Raw genomic sequence first — 14,636 nt, 5'->3', positions numbered from 1 at the left:
ATGAAACAAGCGGGAAGGGGATTATTAATTTCACATGAAAACCAGGAAAGAAAAACATAGAAATATAGTTTATTTCACTTCGGTAGGGATTATCCTGCTGGCGACATTAGTTGCGGGCATTTTCCCGAAACTATTCGGAAAATATGCGCAGAGTACGTATGATGTCATCGCAGGGGCATTTGGATGGCTCTTCTTAGTCATTATTGTCGTACTGGATATTTTCTTAATCGCTTTAGCCGTTTCACGATACGGCCGCTTCAAACTCGGCGCAGATGACTCTGAACCAGAATTCTCATTCATGTCTTGGATTGGGATGTTATTCTCAGCAGGACTTGGTGTTGGGATTGTCTTCTGGGGTGTAGCAGAACCGCTGACACACTTCTTACACGCACCATTCCCAGGTGTTAAAGATCAATCTGCAGAATCTGCACGTTTAGCTATGGGTTATACCTTCTTCCACTGGGGTATCTCACAATGGTCTATCTTCGCAATGGCAGGTTTAACAGTAGCGTACTTCCAATTCCGTAAGAAACGTAACGGATTAATTTCTACAGCTATGGAACCGGTCTTTGGCGAGGCTTATCCAAGACCTTTACGTAACTTGATCGATATTCTCGCAATTATCGCGACAGTTATGGGGATTGCGACATCTATCGGTTTAGGTATTATGCAAATCAGTGGTGGATTAAATCATGTCTTTGATGTACCGAATACGAATGTGACTAAAGTTGCGATTACAGTCATTATGGTATGTATCTTCTTAGGATCAGCACTTACAGGTTTAAACCGAGGTGTTAAATGGTTGAGTAATATCAATATCGGACTTGGGGCAATCTTATTGATATTCATCTTAATCTTTGGTGATTTAAAATTCGTGTTAGAATCTTATACACTTGCGATTTCAGATTACTTAACACACTTTATTCAATATAGTTTACGTATCAATCCATACACAGGTGATAACAGTTGGGTTCAACAATGGACAGTCTTCTACTGGGCATGGGTCATTGCTTGGTCACCATTTATCGGTGGTTTCGTTGCCCGTGTATCACGTGGACGTACAATTCGTGAATTCGTCATTGGTGTATTAATCATTCCACCATTAATTTCATTCACTTGGATTGCTGGATTTGGTGGTACGGCATTAAAAATTGCATTAACACAAAATACAGGTATCGAGAAAATTGTAGATAAAGATTATTCAGTCGCATTATTCGAGTTGTTGAAACAATTCCCAATTTCAGATATCACAAGTATTCTAGCCATTGCCTTAATCTTTATCTTTATTGTGACAAGTGCTGACTCTACAACACACATTGTCGCAAGTATGGCGACAGGCGGGGTTGATAACCCTAACGTAAAAGATAAAGTTATTTGGGGCTTATTAATCGGTGCGATTTCAGTCACAATGACTATCGCAGGTGGTTTAACAAGTTTACAAACTGCTTCACTTGTGACAGGCTTACCATTCTCTATCATCCTAGTGTTGATGATCTTTGCGATTATGGGTGCCTTACGTCGAGAACCGACAAAACACTTCCAGATGTCATATATTGATGATGAAAAAGACTTCTCTATACCACTAGAGAAACGTGAGAAAGAAATTCAAAAAGAACAAGAAGCGCAAGAACAAGCGCGACAAGAAGAACAAGAGAACCAACATAAAGAAGATTAAAATTTAGAGATAAAGTGATAGCCGCTTCGCACGATGGGTGTGTGAAGCGGCCATTATTATTGTATAATTTAAATAACTATTACATATTCCAATAAAAAGTGAATGCATCTAATCAGTTAGGAAAGCATACTTAATCAGACAAAAAAGCTTAGAGAAAGAGAGAAGGACAGCTATGATTAAAACGTTAAAAATCATCGCTTTTATTTTTTCAATTAGTTATTTAACACTATTTATTACCAAGTTTGTTTACCAACCTATTTTAAGTGAAAAGATTGAAGGTTTCGCAGCATTAATCATTATAATACTGGTTCTGGTAATTGCGGTAAGTGAGAAATTAAGTAAAAAAGACAAAGCATAAAACGTTTCGCGACATCACGAGGCGCTTTATGCTTTGTGTTTATTCCGATAGTGACTGATCCCATAAGCAATTAATATCACCCATAATAAAATATCAAAAGGATGAAGTAATGCCTGAAGGACAGACTTATGTTCAATAAAAATACTATCTAGTATCTTAACGATTTGAAGTAGAATCATCGCAATGATGACATAATACAAAGGCTTTCGCTTAACTGTACAGTAAATAATGAAGCTTAAGACAACTATGGGAATAAGGATAACGCTCAATGTATAAATCATATGTTATGCATACCTTTCTTTATCTAAACGTATAAATAGCGTCGTATTTGATTTATGAATACAATCACATACTCAGATATTTAACTTAGACACATACTGTCATCTTCATAAAAATATTTGTAAAAATTGCAAGTACATTTACATGTAAGTGTACTTGCAATTTGGTTATAAAAATAAAGAATTTTATTATGTCATAATGTAAAGTAAATAGAATCATAATATAATAAATGCATGAGAAAGTTGAATAGATGGTGGCAAATCTAATTTAAAGGAGGTGATGCCTATAGTATCGCTGAATTTAGAAAGGAAATGCCTTAAATGACAACATTTGAAGTCATAGTATTGCTACTGGCATTTGGTGAATTTATACTAAATCTAGTCTCTACTATTACGAAACTTGTTGAAAAAAGAGATAAAAAATAAGCCATCTTTCTACTTTGACTAAGGAAATGGCTTATTTTAAAAATTTTCTATGTCACCGTCTTTTTAACGGTCTCAAAGAGTCGTGTACAAGCACGGCTCTTTTTTATTACATTTATATTATCGCACAACACGCATAAGAAGTACAACTAGAATAGTTTATGAGTTACTGAATTTAGAAAGGAAATGCTTTATGAGTGTATTTGAAGCTATAAGTATAATGATTGCGTTCTGTGATTTGCAGTTCACAATTCTAGTATTTATCTTTTTGTACATTTCTAATAGAAAAAAATAAACCATCTACAAACTTTGACAAGTCAGATGGTTTATTTTTTAACCTTCAATGTGTCACCGTCTTTGAAACGGTCTCAAAGAGTCGTGTACGAGCACGATTATTTTATAACATAAATTTATTATAAACACAATAATAAACAGTGTATAACAACTATTTCTAGCTAAACATTTCACAATCTTGTGACAAATAAAGAAATGTGGTTCAATTAAGAAAACGCTTTCATAAAGTTGTCACATCTGAACTACAGGGAGAGAGATAGAAAAAGGGGGATTGTGAAATGATTACGTTTATTGTTTCAATCATTTTACTAGTTATTGGTTATTTCACTTATGGTAAGTACATTGATAAGATGTTTGGACCGAAAACAGGAAGACCGACACCAGCACATCATCAAAGAGATAATGTAGATTTTGTGCCGATGAAGACATCGTCTAACTCGTTAATTCAATTACTGAATATTGCTGGAGTAGGTCCAATCTTCGGACCAATTATGGGGGCATTATATGGACCGGTCGCATTTTTATGGATTGTTTTAGGATGTATTTTCGCAGGAGCCGTTCATGATTATTTAACAGGTATGATTTCTATTCGAAACAAAGGGGCACATCTGCCTGAACTTGCGAGTAAATTCTTAGGGAAGGTCATGAAGCATTTCGTTAATATCTTCTCGATTTTATTGTTGCTGCTTACGGGAACAGTATTCGTGACAAGTCCAGCATTATTGCTTCATAACATGATGGACGGTCGTATTGCGTTAGGTATTATTATCTTCGTTATTTTTGTTTACTACATTCTTTCAACGATTTTGCCGATTGATAAAATTATTGGACGTGTTTATCCAGTCTTTGGAGCGTTATTGTTAATCAGTGCGGTCGCAATGGGCTTTCGTTTAATTCAAACAGGCGCACCGATTCCAGAGTTAAGTTTAAAAAATATGCACCCTGATGGCGCACCGATTTTCCCGCTGTTATTCTTTACGATTACATGTGGTGCATTATCAGGTTTCCATGCGACACAAACACCGATTATTTCACGTACTGCGAACAATGAAAAGAATGGCCGCTTTATCTTCTATGGCATGATGGTTGCAGAAGGAGTTATCGCGATGATCTGGGCAGCAGCAGGTATGAGTTTATTTAATGGTTATCAAGGCTTGCAAGGAGTGCTTGCGAAAGGGGAAGCAGCACTTGTTGTGAGTGAGGCATCTCACTTATTGCTTGGTTCTGTTTTAGGTACAATTGCGGTGTTAGGTGTGATTGTCTTACCTATCACAAGTGGTGATACATCATTTAGAAGTGCACGTATGATTATTGCGGATTACTTGAATGTCAATCAACGTTCTCTAGTTAAACGTATTATCGTTGCAGCACCGCTGTTTATTATCAGTTTCGGCTTAACACAAATTGATTTCACAATTCTATGGCGCTACTTCTCATGGGCAAACCAAACAACAGCAGTGGTCGCATTATGGGTCGGCGCAATGTATCTGTTGCTAGCTAAGAAGAACTTCTGGGTAGCAGCTGTACCTGCGACATTCATGACGTGGAATATCTTTGTCTATATCTTAAGTCAGAAAATTGGTTTCGGTTTAAATTTAACACTTAGCTATTATTTAGGTGCTGTCTTAACATTAATTTGGATTGCTTATTTCATTTATCAATACAAGAAAGTGACAGCAGGTGTGAAATTTGAGTTAGATCATCCAGTCGTGTCACAGCGAGATGCGGCAGTCTAACAAGGTGTCTTAAATAGATTAGTTCAACCCGTACGTTAAAGCACGTGCGGGTTTTTTTATTGTACTGAATTTAGAAAGGATATGCCCATGAGTGTATTTGAAGCTATAAGTATAATGATTGCGTTCTGTGGTTTGTAGTTCTCAATTCTAGTATTTATTTTTTAACCTTCAATGTGTCTCCGCCTTTGAAATGAGCTCTAAAGCATCGTGTACCAGCACGGTGCTTTTTATTTTCATCTATATTATGACACAATTTAAATATAGACATAAAAAAAGATGGGTACTGAATACCCATCGTGTTTTGAATAATTATTGGTGGACAGTTTCTTTAAAGTTTTCTAAACGGCGTTCTTTTTCCTCATCACTGAGATTGTGTTTCGCTACATAGCGATTACGTTCGTGCTCTGCACATTCTTTACAGCAAGCACCTAAATAACGGTGTTCGTTTTCTTCTGATACTAAGATTTGTTTATTACATTCAGGGTTGCTGCAGTTGATATAACGTTCGCATGGTGTACCATCGAACCATTCTTTACCAACCACTGTTTTTTCTACTTGGTTAACATCTACACTGATACGTTCATCGAAGACGTACATTTTACCGTCCCATAATTCACCTTGTGTTTCAGGGTCTTTACCGTACGTTGCGATACCGCCTTCTAATTGTGCAACATCTTCAAAGCCTTCTTTAAGTAAGAAGCCTGAGAATTTTTCACAACGGATACCGCCTGTACAATAAGTGACAATCTTTTTATCCATGAACATATCTTTATTGTCTCTGATCCATTGTGGTAAATCACGGAAGCGTGTAATGTTTGGACGAACTGCGCCACGGAAATGACCTAAATCAAACTCATAGTCATTACGTGCGTCTAAGACGATAGTGTCTTCATCATCTAATGCTTCTCTGAATTCTTTAGGTGATAAATATTTACCTGTTGTCTCACGTGGATCAATATCATGTTCTAAATCAAGTGCTACGATTTCATGTCTTGGACGTACATGCATTTTCTTAAATGCATGACCTTCTGCTTCATCAATCTTGAATGTGATATCTTTGAAGCGTTCATCTGCACGCATATGTGCAATATAAGCGTCTGTGTCTTCTTTTGTTCCTGATAACGTACCATTAATCCCTTCAGTAGAGACTAAAATACGGCCTTTTAAATTGTGTGCTTTACAGAACTCTAAGTGTTCTGCCGCATACGTTTCTGGGTCATCTATAGTGACATATTTATAATATAACAATACTCTATAATCCATATTATGATACTCCTCAATCTTTCTATCTATTTCTCATTATAAAGGAAAAAGCTAAAACCTAAATGATGCATTAGACCTATTTTTTTACCGATAAGCATTATTTTCCACTGTAATAGCTTAACAAATCATTGTAAATATGCAATAAGTTTGTTTATAAACTTAATATTGAATGCACTAAAATAGGGTGAATAAAGCAAGAATTCTCATATACAAAGTCCTTGGAAGCTAAGTTACATTTGTTTTTCACATAAACGGGTATAATAACTATATATAGAACTTTAAATGAGGTGAGATACATGGCAGAGATTAAACATGGCAACAATAGATTTTATGTTGGTGATGAAACGAAACCAGATGCAGAAATGGATTATACAATGAACGACGATGTGATGACGATTACGCATACAGGTGTAGATCCAAGCTTACGTGGACAAGGTGTAGGTAATCAATTAGTCCATGCCGGTTTAGAGTATGCGAAAGAAAATAACTTAAAAATTGATGCACAATGCTGGTTCGCAAAAGCATTTATTGAAAATACAGATGACAAAGATATTTTGGTAAATAAATAATAATGAGTGTATAAAAGAGGCGCGTTAGTCTGGTGACTAGCGCGCTTGTTTTATGCGTTAAAGATGTGTTTTGTATAACGAAAATACACCCACACGATGACACATCCCGCAAAGATGATTTCAATTATCGCAAGGATTCCAAGCATTTCCTGGGAAATACCAGGGAGGTCTAATTGTGTATAAAGATGATACGTTGAAGCAGCAGTAACAGCCCATGGGAAAGTCAGTGCAGCATATGCGGGTTTGAATCGTTTCTCAATGATTTGAGGCAAGAAGATAACTGAGAACACAAATAGAAATTGCGCAATGACGAAATAAAACAGAATATAGCTGACTGATAAACTTTCAGTATAAGATAGATATGCATTTAAACATAATGACGCAGGTGCACTAATAATGACTGCCATCGGTAATTGATCTTTCGGATAATAATGCCACATTCTTTCAAGTAAAATAAACGCTAAAAGAATCAAGAATAGGATAGAACTGAAATCTATCGCAAAGATACCAATTTTAGCGTAAAACGATGAAGCCGTCTCACCAATCACGCCGATACCGACAAACATCACAAACCAACTCGTATTAGGATACGTACGGTGTTTTAATATGAAATAAACGATAAACCAGATCATTAAGATGATATGTAGTAATACAGCGCTTAACCAGAAACCTGTAAGTATTATGTTATCTATATGGAACTGTGATTTTAAAATTGAAGCGAATGTCATGAAACCCATAGGTAATGCAGGCATAATCGCAAAAGTATTACTGTCCTTTAATTCTAAGCCTAATGCTTTCGGAAAGCGTATCAACTTAATAAAAAATAAAACCAAGCAAATACTACCTAGAGTAGTTGCTAATAAACCTAGCCAAGCTAAGTGGATTTGAAATAAAATGTGACTAAAAGTAAATGTACCTAAAGCTAAACCGCAAATCGCGGCAGGTACGTTTTGAATCATGGATTTAAACATATATGTAGCCTGCCTATTCTCTCTCTTTGTATGTTCAAAGTATAGCACTGCTTATATGATTAAGAAACAGAGTGAAATGTAGATGATTTGAAAAGATAACAAAATAGAGAGAACCTTTTGAGTCCTCTCTATTGAGATTAATGTCCTTGCCCTTGTGGTTGATGCGCAGGTTGGGCTGGTTTTTGTTGTTGAACAGGTTGTGGCTCTGGTTGCGGTTTCGATTGTGCTTGTTGGGGTTGTGGTTTTGATTCTGGATGTGACCCGCCACCTTCGCCAGGTTTATATTCTTTTGTTTCTTCTTTTTCTTGTTTAGGTTCAGGTTTTTCTTCAGGTTGAGGTGCTTGATAGATATGTACAGTTGATTGTTGGACCTCATGATGTACTTGTTCCTCTACCACAGGTTCTTCTGGCGCTTCTTGCTTATGTTCTTTTTTCTCTTTTTTCTCTTTTTTCTCAGTTTTTTTCTCTTTTTGTTTTTCTTTATTTTCATAGTATTTCGCAGCATCTACTTGATCGCTGCTGTGATGCTTATATTTATCATAAGCAATCATTCCAGTGACAATGACAGCTGTCACAAGCAATGCAGTGACAACGACTGCTAGAATATGTTTGATAGCTTGAAACATGATGTTGGCTCCCTATATCTATAGTTTTATCTTGGTGCTTGGTGTATATCTTCATTCTAAGTTTATAGAATTGCCTTACGCTTTTCCACTCTTTTTATATTAAATGAACGTTACAATATTAAAATGAATAGAGATTAAGTAGATATTTGTCATTGTTAAATCATTCGTTGTGTTTAGAAAGAGAAGTTAGTGGTATAACTTTTATACCAACTTATTTGAAAGTGAGGAGATAGTATGGCAGAGATTAAACACGGACACAATAAATTCTATGTAGGCGATTCAGAAGAAAATTCAGATGCAGAAATGACATATGTACCGACAGGCAAAGATAAAATTATTATCGATCATACAGGTGTAGATGAAAGTTTACGTGGACAAGGTATTGCGAAGCAGTTAGTTGAAGCGGGTGTGAATTATGCACGAGAAAATGATATTAAAATTTTAGCCACTTGCCCATTCGCTAAACAAGTATTAGAAGAGACACCGGAGTATCATGACGTCTTACTAAAAGGTTAGTCTTAGGTATGTCTTAAAACTCCTGTAATGACAAGGGTTAGTGTGTTTGAGGTAAGTGTAAAGAAGCGCTGAGATATGACATCCCGGCGCTTCTTTTTTATACAGGTTTATCTTGATTTCAGTCGTAAATATTTAGATTTTCTAACTTAAATTTCTTCTAATTGGCTTTCGATTTGTTCGCGTTTGTGTTCTAAGAAGTCAGGTAATGCGAGTTTGCTGCCTAGATCTTTAACATCTGTGTCGACCGTAAAACCAGGTGTTTCTGTTGCGAATTCATATAAAATTTTGTTGTTACGATAGTAGATAGATTTAAAGAAATAACGGTCAATAATACCTGAAGTACTGCCAGGCAATTGTTCTAATTTATCTAATAATGTTTCTAAAGCTTCATCAGTTGGCACACTCACTGCAATATGATGTACATAACCACGTCCAGGTTTTACACTTTGACCTTGTTCTTCAACTAAGACAAAGTCTGTATAACGTCCATTAGGATTTAATGTATAGACATTATCATCGCCAAAGTGTGCGTGATAACCTAATGTGTTGGTTAGAAAGTCGATAGTAGGTTGTAAATTACGGAGATGTAATTCTACAGGTCCCATTCCTAAAATTTGAAATTCTTGAGGTACATCTGTATAAGGATTCGCATGCCAAGCGTTAGGAACTGCGTTGTCACCATTGACCATAAGTATTAGTTTTAAGCCATCAGGATCTTCGAAAGCTAATGCTTGTTGTCTAAGGTATGTGATAGCTTCTGTTTCAACTTGATTCACGTTCAGACGTTCTTTGAAATAACCTAATGCTGCTTCATTAGGTACGAGTAATACTAATCGTTCAATACTATTAGTACCTGAATGATGTTTGCCTAACATTTTCATTTCAAAGAAAGTTAATAAAGTGCCTGGTGCACCTGTTTCATCTCCATAGAATAAGTGGTACATCGATGTATTATCTTGGTTCACAGATTTTTCAATTAAGCGTAAACCTAAGACCTTTGTATAAAATTGTTTATTTTCACGCGCATCTTTTGTGTACATTGAGATATGATGATGTCCTGTAATCAGCGTCATACTATCCCTCCTATTTATCTAGTATACTTTTTATACTTATATCATAACCGTTCCATCAACATAAAGAAAGTTTTATGTTTCTTTGTATAAATTTACCCCAACTTTTGACAAAACACGCAAACCTTAAGTTTTTGCTTTGAGGATAATCGCGTTATCGGGCATAATAGAAGCAAATACCTAAGAGAAATAGATGGGGTGAAACGATGAACTTGGTGAAAATATCGCTGCTGATTGCGTTAATGTGCTTGTTAGCATTGATTGAAATGATAGTCGCATCAACCATAGGACTAAACTATATCGTGGCTATACTCATCACGATAGTTATGGTGGTATGCATCGTATTAATCATACTCGAGATATTTAAAGGTAGAAGGAAACAATAGATAGCTAAAGAGGAACCTGATCCAGCCAGTTTGCGTATGCATCCGTCTAGGTCAGGTTATTTTTTATGGGAAAATAGCGAAAACACTCGTACATGTAACAGTGTTATGTTACATTATGATTAGGAGGATAATTATGAAAGAACAATTAATCAGCAAAAAAGACTTATTAACAGAATGTGGCATTACTTACGGCCAATTGTATCGTTGGAAACGTAAACACTTAATTCCAGATGAATGGTTCATTCGTAAATCTACTTTTACAGGTCAAGAAACGTTCTTACCTAAAGCCAAAGTCATTAAAAGAATCGAAGATATTCAACGTTATAAACATGACTATGTCTTAGATGATATGGTCAAAATGTTCGCAGATGACGGTTATGAACCAGAAATAGAATACAAAGATAATGACACTTTGATTCAATCATGGGCAGGTTTCTTTTATCGCGAAGTCGGTAAAGTCTTGTTAGAACAATATCCGCAAGATCAAGCGGTTTATGTGGGTACTATTTTAGATGAAGTGGTAACACGCAGCATTGTCTCAATGGAAGAAGCACAAGATTTACAGGCGTTTTTACTAGAATATAGTGAAAATGATAAAGAAGCAGATTTATATATCTGTCGTAAATTCGGAATCACGTTTTATTTGCTGATTGAACAAAATACGCCGATTAAAATCGATGATAGCGTAAGAGTCTTAGAAACAATTAACATCCAAAACCTATTTAAGAAAGAAGTGTAAACATCATGAGTCAGTCCATCAAAGGCATGGGTAAGAAGCAATTAGAAGAAAGTGAATATGACGCGATTACTTTATTGGGAGAAGTTCAATTTCCATTTGAAACCAGTGTCAATAACATTAAAATGACGGGTGAAATTACCGCATCAGACCAAGTCAATGTAAACAAAATCAAACTGATAGGTAATTTCACTGGTCGTAAAAATGTACATGTAACAACAGCTTCTATTATCGGTGAAGTTGAAGTAGAAGAAGATTTAACATTTGAATTACTTAAAGTGACAGGAACTGTTGATGTCAAAGGTCATTTAAACGGTAAAAGATTGAAACTTCTCGGGGTACTTGAAACAGAAGGTAATTGCGAAGTAGATGAACTTAAAATCGATGGTCAAGTTAAAGTCGAAGGAATGTTGAATGCAGATACTGTTGACGTACATGTGCGACAAGATAGTTATGTTCGCGAAATTGGGGGCAATGTGATTCACATACGCAAACACGATGGAGAAAAGAAGAAGTTTAAATTTATAACTGTCATGACTTCTCAGTCAGATTCTGCATACATAACTGCTGAGGTTATTGAAGGGGATCGTATAGCAGTCGACCGTGTTAAAGCTAAAGTCATTCGTGGAGATCATATTATCTTACATGAAGATGTAAAAGTTGAAACGGTTGAATATACAAAGACCTTAGAATGCGCCCAAGCAGCACAAATCGGTAAAATTACGAAACTATAAATTGTATTTTTAGACGTATTCTTCCTTAAAATATCAGAATAATTAGATTGTTGTTACTATTGTTTTAATTTTGTGCTAAAATTAATCTTTATTCTTAAGCTAATCGTTGGAAAACGGTTAGTTTTTTATATACAGGGGGGAATATTATGGGATTTTCTGCTGAACCAATTTTAATTTGGTTCGTCATTGGTTATGGGGTATTGATGGTTGCATTAGGTTTTGTGTATTCAAAGAAAGTAGAGAGTAATGAGGACTTTATTCTCGCAGGTAAATCACTCGGGCCAGTCGTATTAATGGGGACATTACTTTCGACATGGGTCGGTAGTGGTTCTGTCACAGGCGGTCAAAACTCGCTGGCTTATAGTTTTGGATTATGGCCGGCAGTCGGTTATGCGATTCCGAGTATTATCGGAATAGGGACAATTTTTATTATTAGTTCGAAAGTCAGAAACTATGGAAAATATACTGTAGCTGAGATATTAGAGATGAAATATGGAAAGGTCGCAAGTTACTTTGCGGCAGTCATTATCATTTTAGCGTTTGTAGGGATTGTCTCGTATCAATATCAAGGACTTGGCTATGTATTACATGTTTCAACAGGTATTTCAGTAGAACTCGGTACTATTATTGCGGCAGTGATTATTATTTTACTTGCGACTATGGGCGGTTTGATGTCAGTCGCACCAACAGATGCGTTAAGTGCATTCTTAATTACAATTGCGTTGATTATCGCAGTACCTGTCGCAATTGCGGTCGGCGGCGGCTGGGATACTATTTTATCGAATGTACCGAAAACACATTTGAAACCAATGGGAACATTAACTTTTGTTCAAATTTTAGGTTTCTATATTCCAATGTTGTTCTTACTGTTAGGTGATCAGAATATTTATCAACGACTGGCGTCATCTCGTGATAATAAAGTGACACGTATCGGTACGATTGGGTGGATTGTCGGTTTATTAATCGTGACACCACTTATTTCATTGCTCGCATTTATTTCTCGTTCGATTTTCCCGAAAATTGAACCAGGAATGGCTTTGATTGCGTTAACGAGTCAATTGCCGATTGTGATTGGCGGTGTGCTCATTGCAGCACTTACTGCGTTTATTACTACTACAGGAAATTCATATTTATTATCTGCTGCGACAAGTGTCATTTATGACTTGTTCGGGGATAACTTTAAGTATAAGCATGAAAATAAGATGTTATTGATGACAAGAATTCTTGTACCGATTTTAGGTGTGATCGCATTCTTATTAACAATGTACTTCCCATCAGTGTTATCTGTTCAAATGTACGCTTATACCGTATACGGTGCAGGAATTACACCGGCATTATTAGCAGTGTTTATTTATCCGAAAGTCACGAAAGCAGGAGGCCTTGCTTCAATGGCAGTCGGTTTAGTAACAACACTGATTTGGGAACTTGGTTTTGTTCAAAGTACAGGTATTAACTCTGCGTTAATTTCTGTGCCGCTGGCGATTATTGTGTTAGTAGTTGTGACATTATTTACTTCTAAAGGAGGCAACCAACGTGAACTTGAAACAACGTCTTGATGCGTTTAGAGAAACGATGAAACAACAAGACATCGATTTAAGTATTGTGATGAATTTTGAGAATCAAATGTATTTTACTGGCTTTAAAGCTGTCATTTATTCGCGTCCGATTATTTTATTTATTTCCCAGGAAAACATTGAAGTGATTGCGCCGAAATTAGAAGAAGCGCATTTCAGAGATAAAACGGGTATTCAAGATATCTATACGTATACTGAAATTCCAGTCACAGATGATGTGCCGACACGTTATCAAACAGTCTTTAATGATTTATTGGAAAAACATCAAGATGCTAAAACGGTTGGTATTGAAACAGGTTTCTTACCTACACAATTTTATCTAGATATCGTCAATCATGATTTTAAAGTGAAAGATATTGGTCAAGCATTAGTGGAACAACGTACTTACAAATATGAAGATGAACAACAAGCTATCAAGGAAAGTGGAGAGATTGTCAGTCAAGCTGTGGCGCAAACGATTGAACATGCGAAAGCAGGATTGACTGAAATGGACATCGATAATTTTGGAAACAGTTATTTATTCGACACGATTTCTCAAAATTACCCAGATGCAGAATTCGGATTCTTTGTAATGTCGCCTTCAGGCATCAAACGTTCTACAATGCCGCATACATTCTCTAATACGAAACAAATCCAACAAGGTGATGTGATTGTACATAGCCGTCAATTAGAGTTGAATGGATATCGTGCAGAATGTGAACGTACTTTCTTTGTTGGCGAGCCGACTGATGAACAGCGCCATGCATTTGAAGCGATGGTTGAAGCACATAAAGCTGCGTTAGACTTTATTGAAGTGGGTGTAACCGCAAATGCGGTCGATCAAGTCGCAAGAACAATTCTTGAAGCGGAAGGTTATGGTGACTATATCAGTCATAGAACAGGTCATGGTATAGGTATTGGACAACATGAAGAACCCTCATTGCGCTTTGATAATGAGCTAGAGTTAAAAGAAGGCATGGTCTTTTGTGTAGAACCAGGTATTTATATTCCAGGCGTCGGCGGCTTCAGACATTCTGATACGGTTATCTTGAAAAAAGAAGGAACAGAAGTTGTCACAAACTATCCGCATGACTTAGAAGATTTGATTAAATAAACAATGCATAATTAAAAACCTGTGCTATCGTGTGATGGCACAGGTTTTTCAAGTTTCAATGATTATTTGCTTCGTTCTCGTAATAATAGACCAAGTAATGAAAATGAAAAGACCGCAAAGACAATGTTCATAATAGATAATACTTCAATAATGACGATGTCTTTACCTAAACGTTCAAACGCTCTGTTTTGAAGTTCTTGGTCTGTTGTGAAGCTGTCTTCACTAATACGTGGGTCTTCAGTTAAATCTTCTTTCATTCTTTGTTTTACAAAAGGCATTGTAACATCCTCCTTTGTTAGTAGTTACATTCCCTTTTGATAACCAGACAAAACTT

General features: G+C 36.2%; 17 protein-coding genes. 12 read left to right on the top strand and 5 right to left on the bottom strand.

Translation table 11 applies throughout. The features are described from left to right. Positions 1-34 precede the first annotated feature (34 nt). From HMPREF3270_RS12095 to HMPREF3270_RS14460, 6 genes are all read left to right on the top strand, one after another. The gene (locus HMPREF3270_RS12095) at positions 35-1,675 is read left to right on the top strand and encodes a BCCT family transporter (RefSeq protein ID WP_002480145.1); all 1,641 of its coding nucleotides are present in this window, start codon (positions 35-37) and stop codon (positions 1,673-1,675) included. A gap of 172 nt (positions 1,676-1,847) precedes the next feature. Continuing rightward, positions 1,848-2,033 carry a hypothetical protein gene (locus HMPREF3270_RS12090; RefSeq protein ID WP_060804722.1) on the top strand — a complete coding sequence of 62 codons (186 nt, stop codon included), beginning with the start codon at positions 1,848-1,850 and terminating at the stop codon, positions 2,031-2,033. A 599-nt stretch (positions 2,034-2,632) separates the two neighbouring features. Next, the gene (locus tag HMPREF3270_RS14470) at positions 2,633-2,737 is read left to right on the top strand and encodes a putative holin-like toxin (protein ID WP_107529461.1); all 105 of its coding nucleotides are present in this window, start codon (positions 2,633-2,635) and stop codon (positions 2,735-2,737) included. Between the two features lie 190 nt (positions 2,738-2,927). Next, a complete protein-coding gene (locus HMPREF3270_RS14465) occupies positions 2,928-3,029 on the top strand; it encodes a putative holin-like toxin (protein ID WP_219727503.1) in 102 nt (33 codons plus the stop codon). Between the two features lie 277 nt (positions 3,030-3,306). Further along, complete coding sequence (locus HMPREF3270_RS12085; RefSeq protein ID WP_070462949.1) at positions 3,307-4,764, top strand: carbon starvation CstA family protein; 1,458 nt, start codon at positions 3,307-3,309, stop codon at positions 4,762-4,764. Positions 4,765-4,845: 81 nt separating this feature from the next. Further along, positions 4,846-4,902 carry a putative holin-like toxin gene (locus HMPREF3270_RS14460; RefSeq protein WP_220453653.1) on the top strand — a complete coding sequence of 19 codons (57 nt, stop codon included), beginning with the start codon at positions 4,846-4,848 and terminating at the stop codon, positions 4,900-4,902. A 171-nt stretch (positions 4,903-5,073) separates the two neighbouring features. On the opposite strand, the gene HMPREF3270_RS12080 is transcribed toward HMPREF3270_RS14460, so the two are convergent. After that, complete coding sequence (locus HMPREF3270_RS12080; RefSeq protein WP_070849141.1) at positions 5,074-6,027, bottom strand: oxygen-dependent tRNA uridine(34) hydroxylase TrhO; 954 nt, start codon at positions 6,025-6,027, stop codon at positions 5,074-5,076. A gap of 296 nt (positions 6,028-6,323) precedes the next feature. On the opposite strand from HMPREF3270_RS12080, the gene HMPREF3270_RS12075 reads away from it, so the two are divergent. Further along, complete coding sequence (locus HMPREF3270_RS12075) at positions 6,324-6,596, top strand: GNAT family N-acetyltransferase (protein ID WP_070849138.1); 273 nt, start codon at positions 6,324-6,326, stop codon at positions 6,594-6,596. Between the two features lie 50 nt (positions 6,597-6,646). On the opposite strand, the gene HMPREF3270_RS12070 is transcribed toward HMPREF3270_RS12075, so the two are convergent. Continuing rightward, positions 6,647-7,567, bottom strand: a complete 921-nt coding sequence (locus HMPREF3270_RS12070; protein WP_070849135.1) for a TDT family transporter — start codon at positions 7,565-7,567, stop codon at positions 6,647-6,649. Between the two features lie 137 nt (positions 7,568-7,704). Then, positions 7,705-8,193, bottom strand: coding sequence for a hypothetical protein (locus HMPREF3270_RS14075; RefSeq protein ID WP_070849132.1), 489 nt, complete (start codon positions 8,191-8,193; stop codon positions 7,705-7,707). A gap of 234 nt (positions 8,194-8,427) precedes the next feature. Here HMPREF3270_RS14075 and HMPREF3270_RS12060 point away from each other — a divergent pair, with 234 nt between their 5' ends. Continuing rightward, entirely contained in the window at positions 8,428-8,709 is a 282-nt protein-coding gene (locus HMPREF3270_RS12060) for a GNAT family N-acetyltransferase (RefSeq protein ID WP_070849129.1), read from the top strand. Positions 8,710-8,855: 146 nt separating this feature from the next. On the opposite strand, the gene HMPREF3270_RS12055 is transcribed toward HMPREF3270_RS12060, so the two are convergent. Then, positions 8,856-9,782: a VOC family protein gene (locus tag HMPREF3270_RS12055; protein WP_070849126.1), complete on the bottom strand. Its 927-nt coding sequence runs from the start codon at positions 9,780-9,782 to the stop codon at positions 8,856-8,858. A gap of 516 nt (positions 9,783-10,298) precedes the next feature. On the opposite strand from HMPREF3270_RS12055, the gene HMPREF3270_RS12050 reads away from it, so the two are divergent. The 4 genes from HMPREF3270_RS12050 (at position 10,299) to HMPREF3270_RS12035 (ending at position 14,302) form a co-directional block, all read left to right on the top strand. Then, positions 10,299-10,904: a DUF4004 family protein gene (locus HMPREF3270_RS12050; RefSeq protein WP_070849120.1), complete on the top strand. Its 606-nt coding sequence runs from the start codon at positions 10,299-10,301 to the stop codon at positions 10,902-10,904. 5 nt (positions 10,905-10,909) lie between these two features. Next, positions 10,910-11,635, top strand: coding sequence for a hypothetical protein (locus tag HMPREF3270_RS12045; RefSeq protein WP_070867267.1), 726 nt, complete (start codon positions 10,910-10,912; stop codon positions 11,633-11,635). A gap of 146 nt (positions 11,636-11,781) precedes the next feature. Next, complete coding sequence (locus HMPREF3270_RS12040; RefSeq protein ID WP_070849114.1) at positions 11,782-13,191, top strand: sodium:solute symporter family protein; 1,410 nt, start codon at positions 11,782-11,784, stop codon at positions 13,189-13,191. Continuing rightward, the gene (locus tag HMPREF3270_RS12035) at positions 13,169-14,302 is read left to right on the top strand and encodes a M24 family metallopeptidase (RefSeq protein WP_070849111.1); all 1,134 of its coding nucleotides are present in this window, start codon (positions 13,169-13,171) and stop codon (positions 14,300-14,302) included. Before HMPREF3270_RS12040 ends, HMPREF3270_RS12035 begins: the two co-directional genes overlap by 23 nt. Before the next feature lie 62 nt (positions 14,303-14,364). On the opposite strand, the gene HMPREF3270_RS12030 is transcribed toward HMPREF3270_RS12035, so the two are convergent. Then, entirely contained in the window at positions 14,365-14,580 is a 216-nt protein-coding gene (locus HMPREF3270_RS12030; RefSeq protein WP_002480131.1) for a hypothetical protein, read from the bottom strand. Between the last annotated feature and the right edge of the window lie 56 nt (positions 14,581-14,636).

Origin of the sequence: Staphylococcus sp. HMSC65H10 (genome assembly GCF_001839185.1) — a bacterium.
Taxonomy (GTDB): Bacteria; Bacillota; Bacilli; order Staphylococcales; family Staphylococcaceae; genus Staphylococcus; species Staphylococcus simulans.
Note: the sequence above shows the minus strand (reverse complement) of the source record. Positions and strands in the feature narration are given on the sequence as shown.

Bases quoted from the DNA above. Each gene is read 5' to 3' on its own strand.
- HMPREF3270_RS12095 (WP_002480145.1), top strand. From the start codon at position 35: ATGAAAACCAGGAAAGAAAAACATAGAAATATAGTTTATTTCACTTCG.
- HMPREF3270_RS12090 (WP_060804722.1), top strand. From the start codon at position 1,848: ATGATTAAAACGTTAAAAATCATCGCTTTTATTTTTTCAATTAGTTAT.
- HMPREF3270_RS14470 (WP_107529461.1), top strand. From the start codon at position 2,633: ATGACAACATTTGAAGTCATAGTATTGCTACTGGCATTTGGTGAATTT.
- HMPREF3270_RS14465 (WP_219727503.1), top strand. From the start codon at position 2,928: ATGAGTGTATTTGAAGCTATAAGTATAATGATTGCGTTCTGTGATTTG.
- HMPREF3270_RS12085 (WP_070462949.1), top strand. From the start codon at position 3,307: ATGATTACGTTTATTGTTTCAATCATTTTACTAGTTATTGGTTATTTC.
- HMPREF3270_RS12080 (WP_070849141.1), bottom strand. From the start codon at position 6,027: ATGGATTATAGAGTATTGTTATATTATAAATATGTCACTATAGATGAC.
- HMPREF3270_RS12075 (WP_070849138.1), top strand. From the start codon at position 6,324: ATGGCAGAGATTAAACATGGCAACAATAGATTTTATGTTGGTGATGAA.
- HMPREF3270_RS12070 (WP_070849135.1), bottom strand. From the start codon at position 7,567: ATGTTTAAATCCATGATTCAAAACGTACCTGCCGCGATTTGCGGTTTA.
- HMPREF3270_RS14075 (WP_070849132.1), bottom strand. From the start codon at position 8,193: ATGTTTCAAGCTATCAAACATATTCTAGCAGTCGTTGTCACTGCATTG.
- HMPREF3270_RS12060 (WP_070849129.1), top strand. From the start codon at position 8,428: ATGGCAGAGATTAAACACGGACACAATAAATTCTATGTAGGCGATTCA.
- HMPREF3270_RS12055 (WP_070849126.1), bottom strand. From the start codon at position 9,782: ATGACGCTGATTACAGGACATCATCATATCTCAATGTACACAAAAGAT.
- HMPREF3270_RS12050 (WP_070849120.1), top strand. From the start codon at position 10,299: ATGAAAGAACAATTAATCAGCAAAAAAGACTTATTAACAGAATGTGGC.
- HMPREF3270_RS12045 (WP_070867267.1), top strand. From the start codon at position 10,910: ATGAGTCAGTCCATCAAAGGCATGGGTAAGAAGCAATTAGAAGAAAGT.
- HMPREF3270_RS12040 (WP_070849114.1), top strand. From the start codon at position 11,782: ATGGGATTTTCTGCTGAACCAATTTTAATTTGGTTCGTCATTGGTTAT.
- HMPREF3270_RS12030 (WP_002480131.1), bottom strand. From the start codon at position 14,580: ATGCCTTTTGTAAAACAAAGAATGAAAGAAGATTTAACTGAAGACCCA.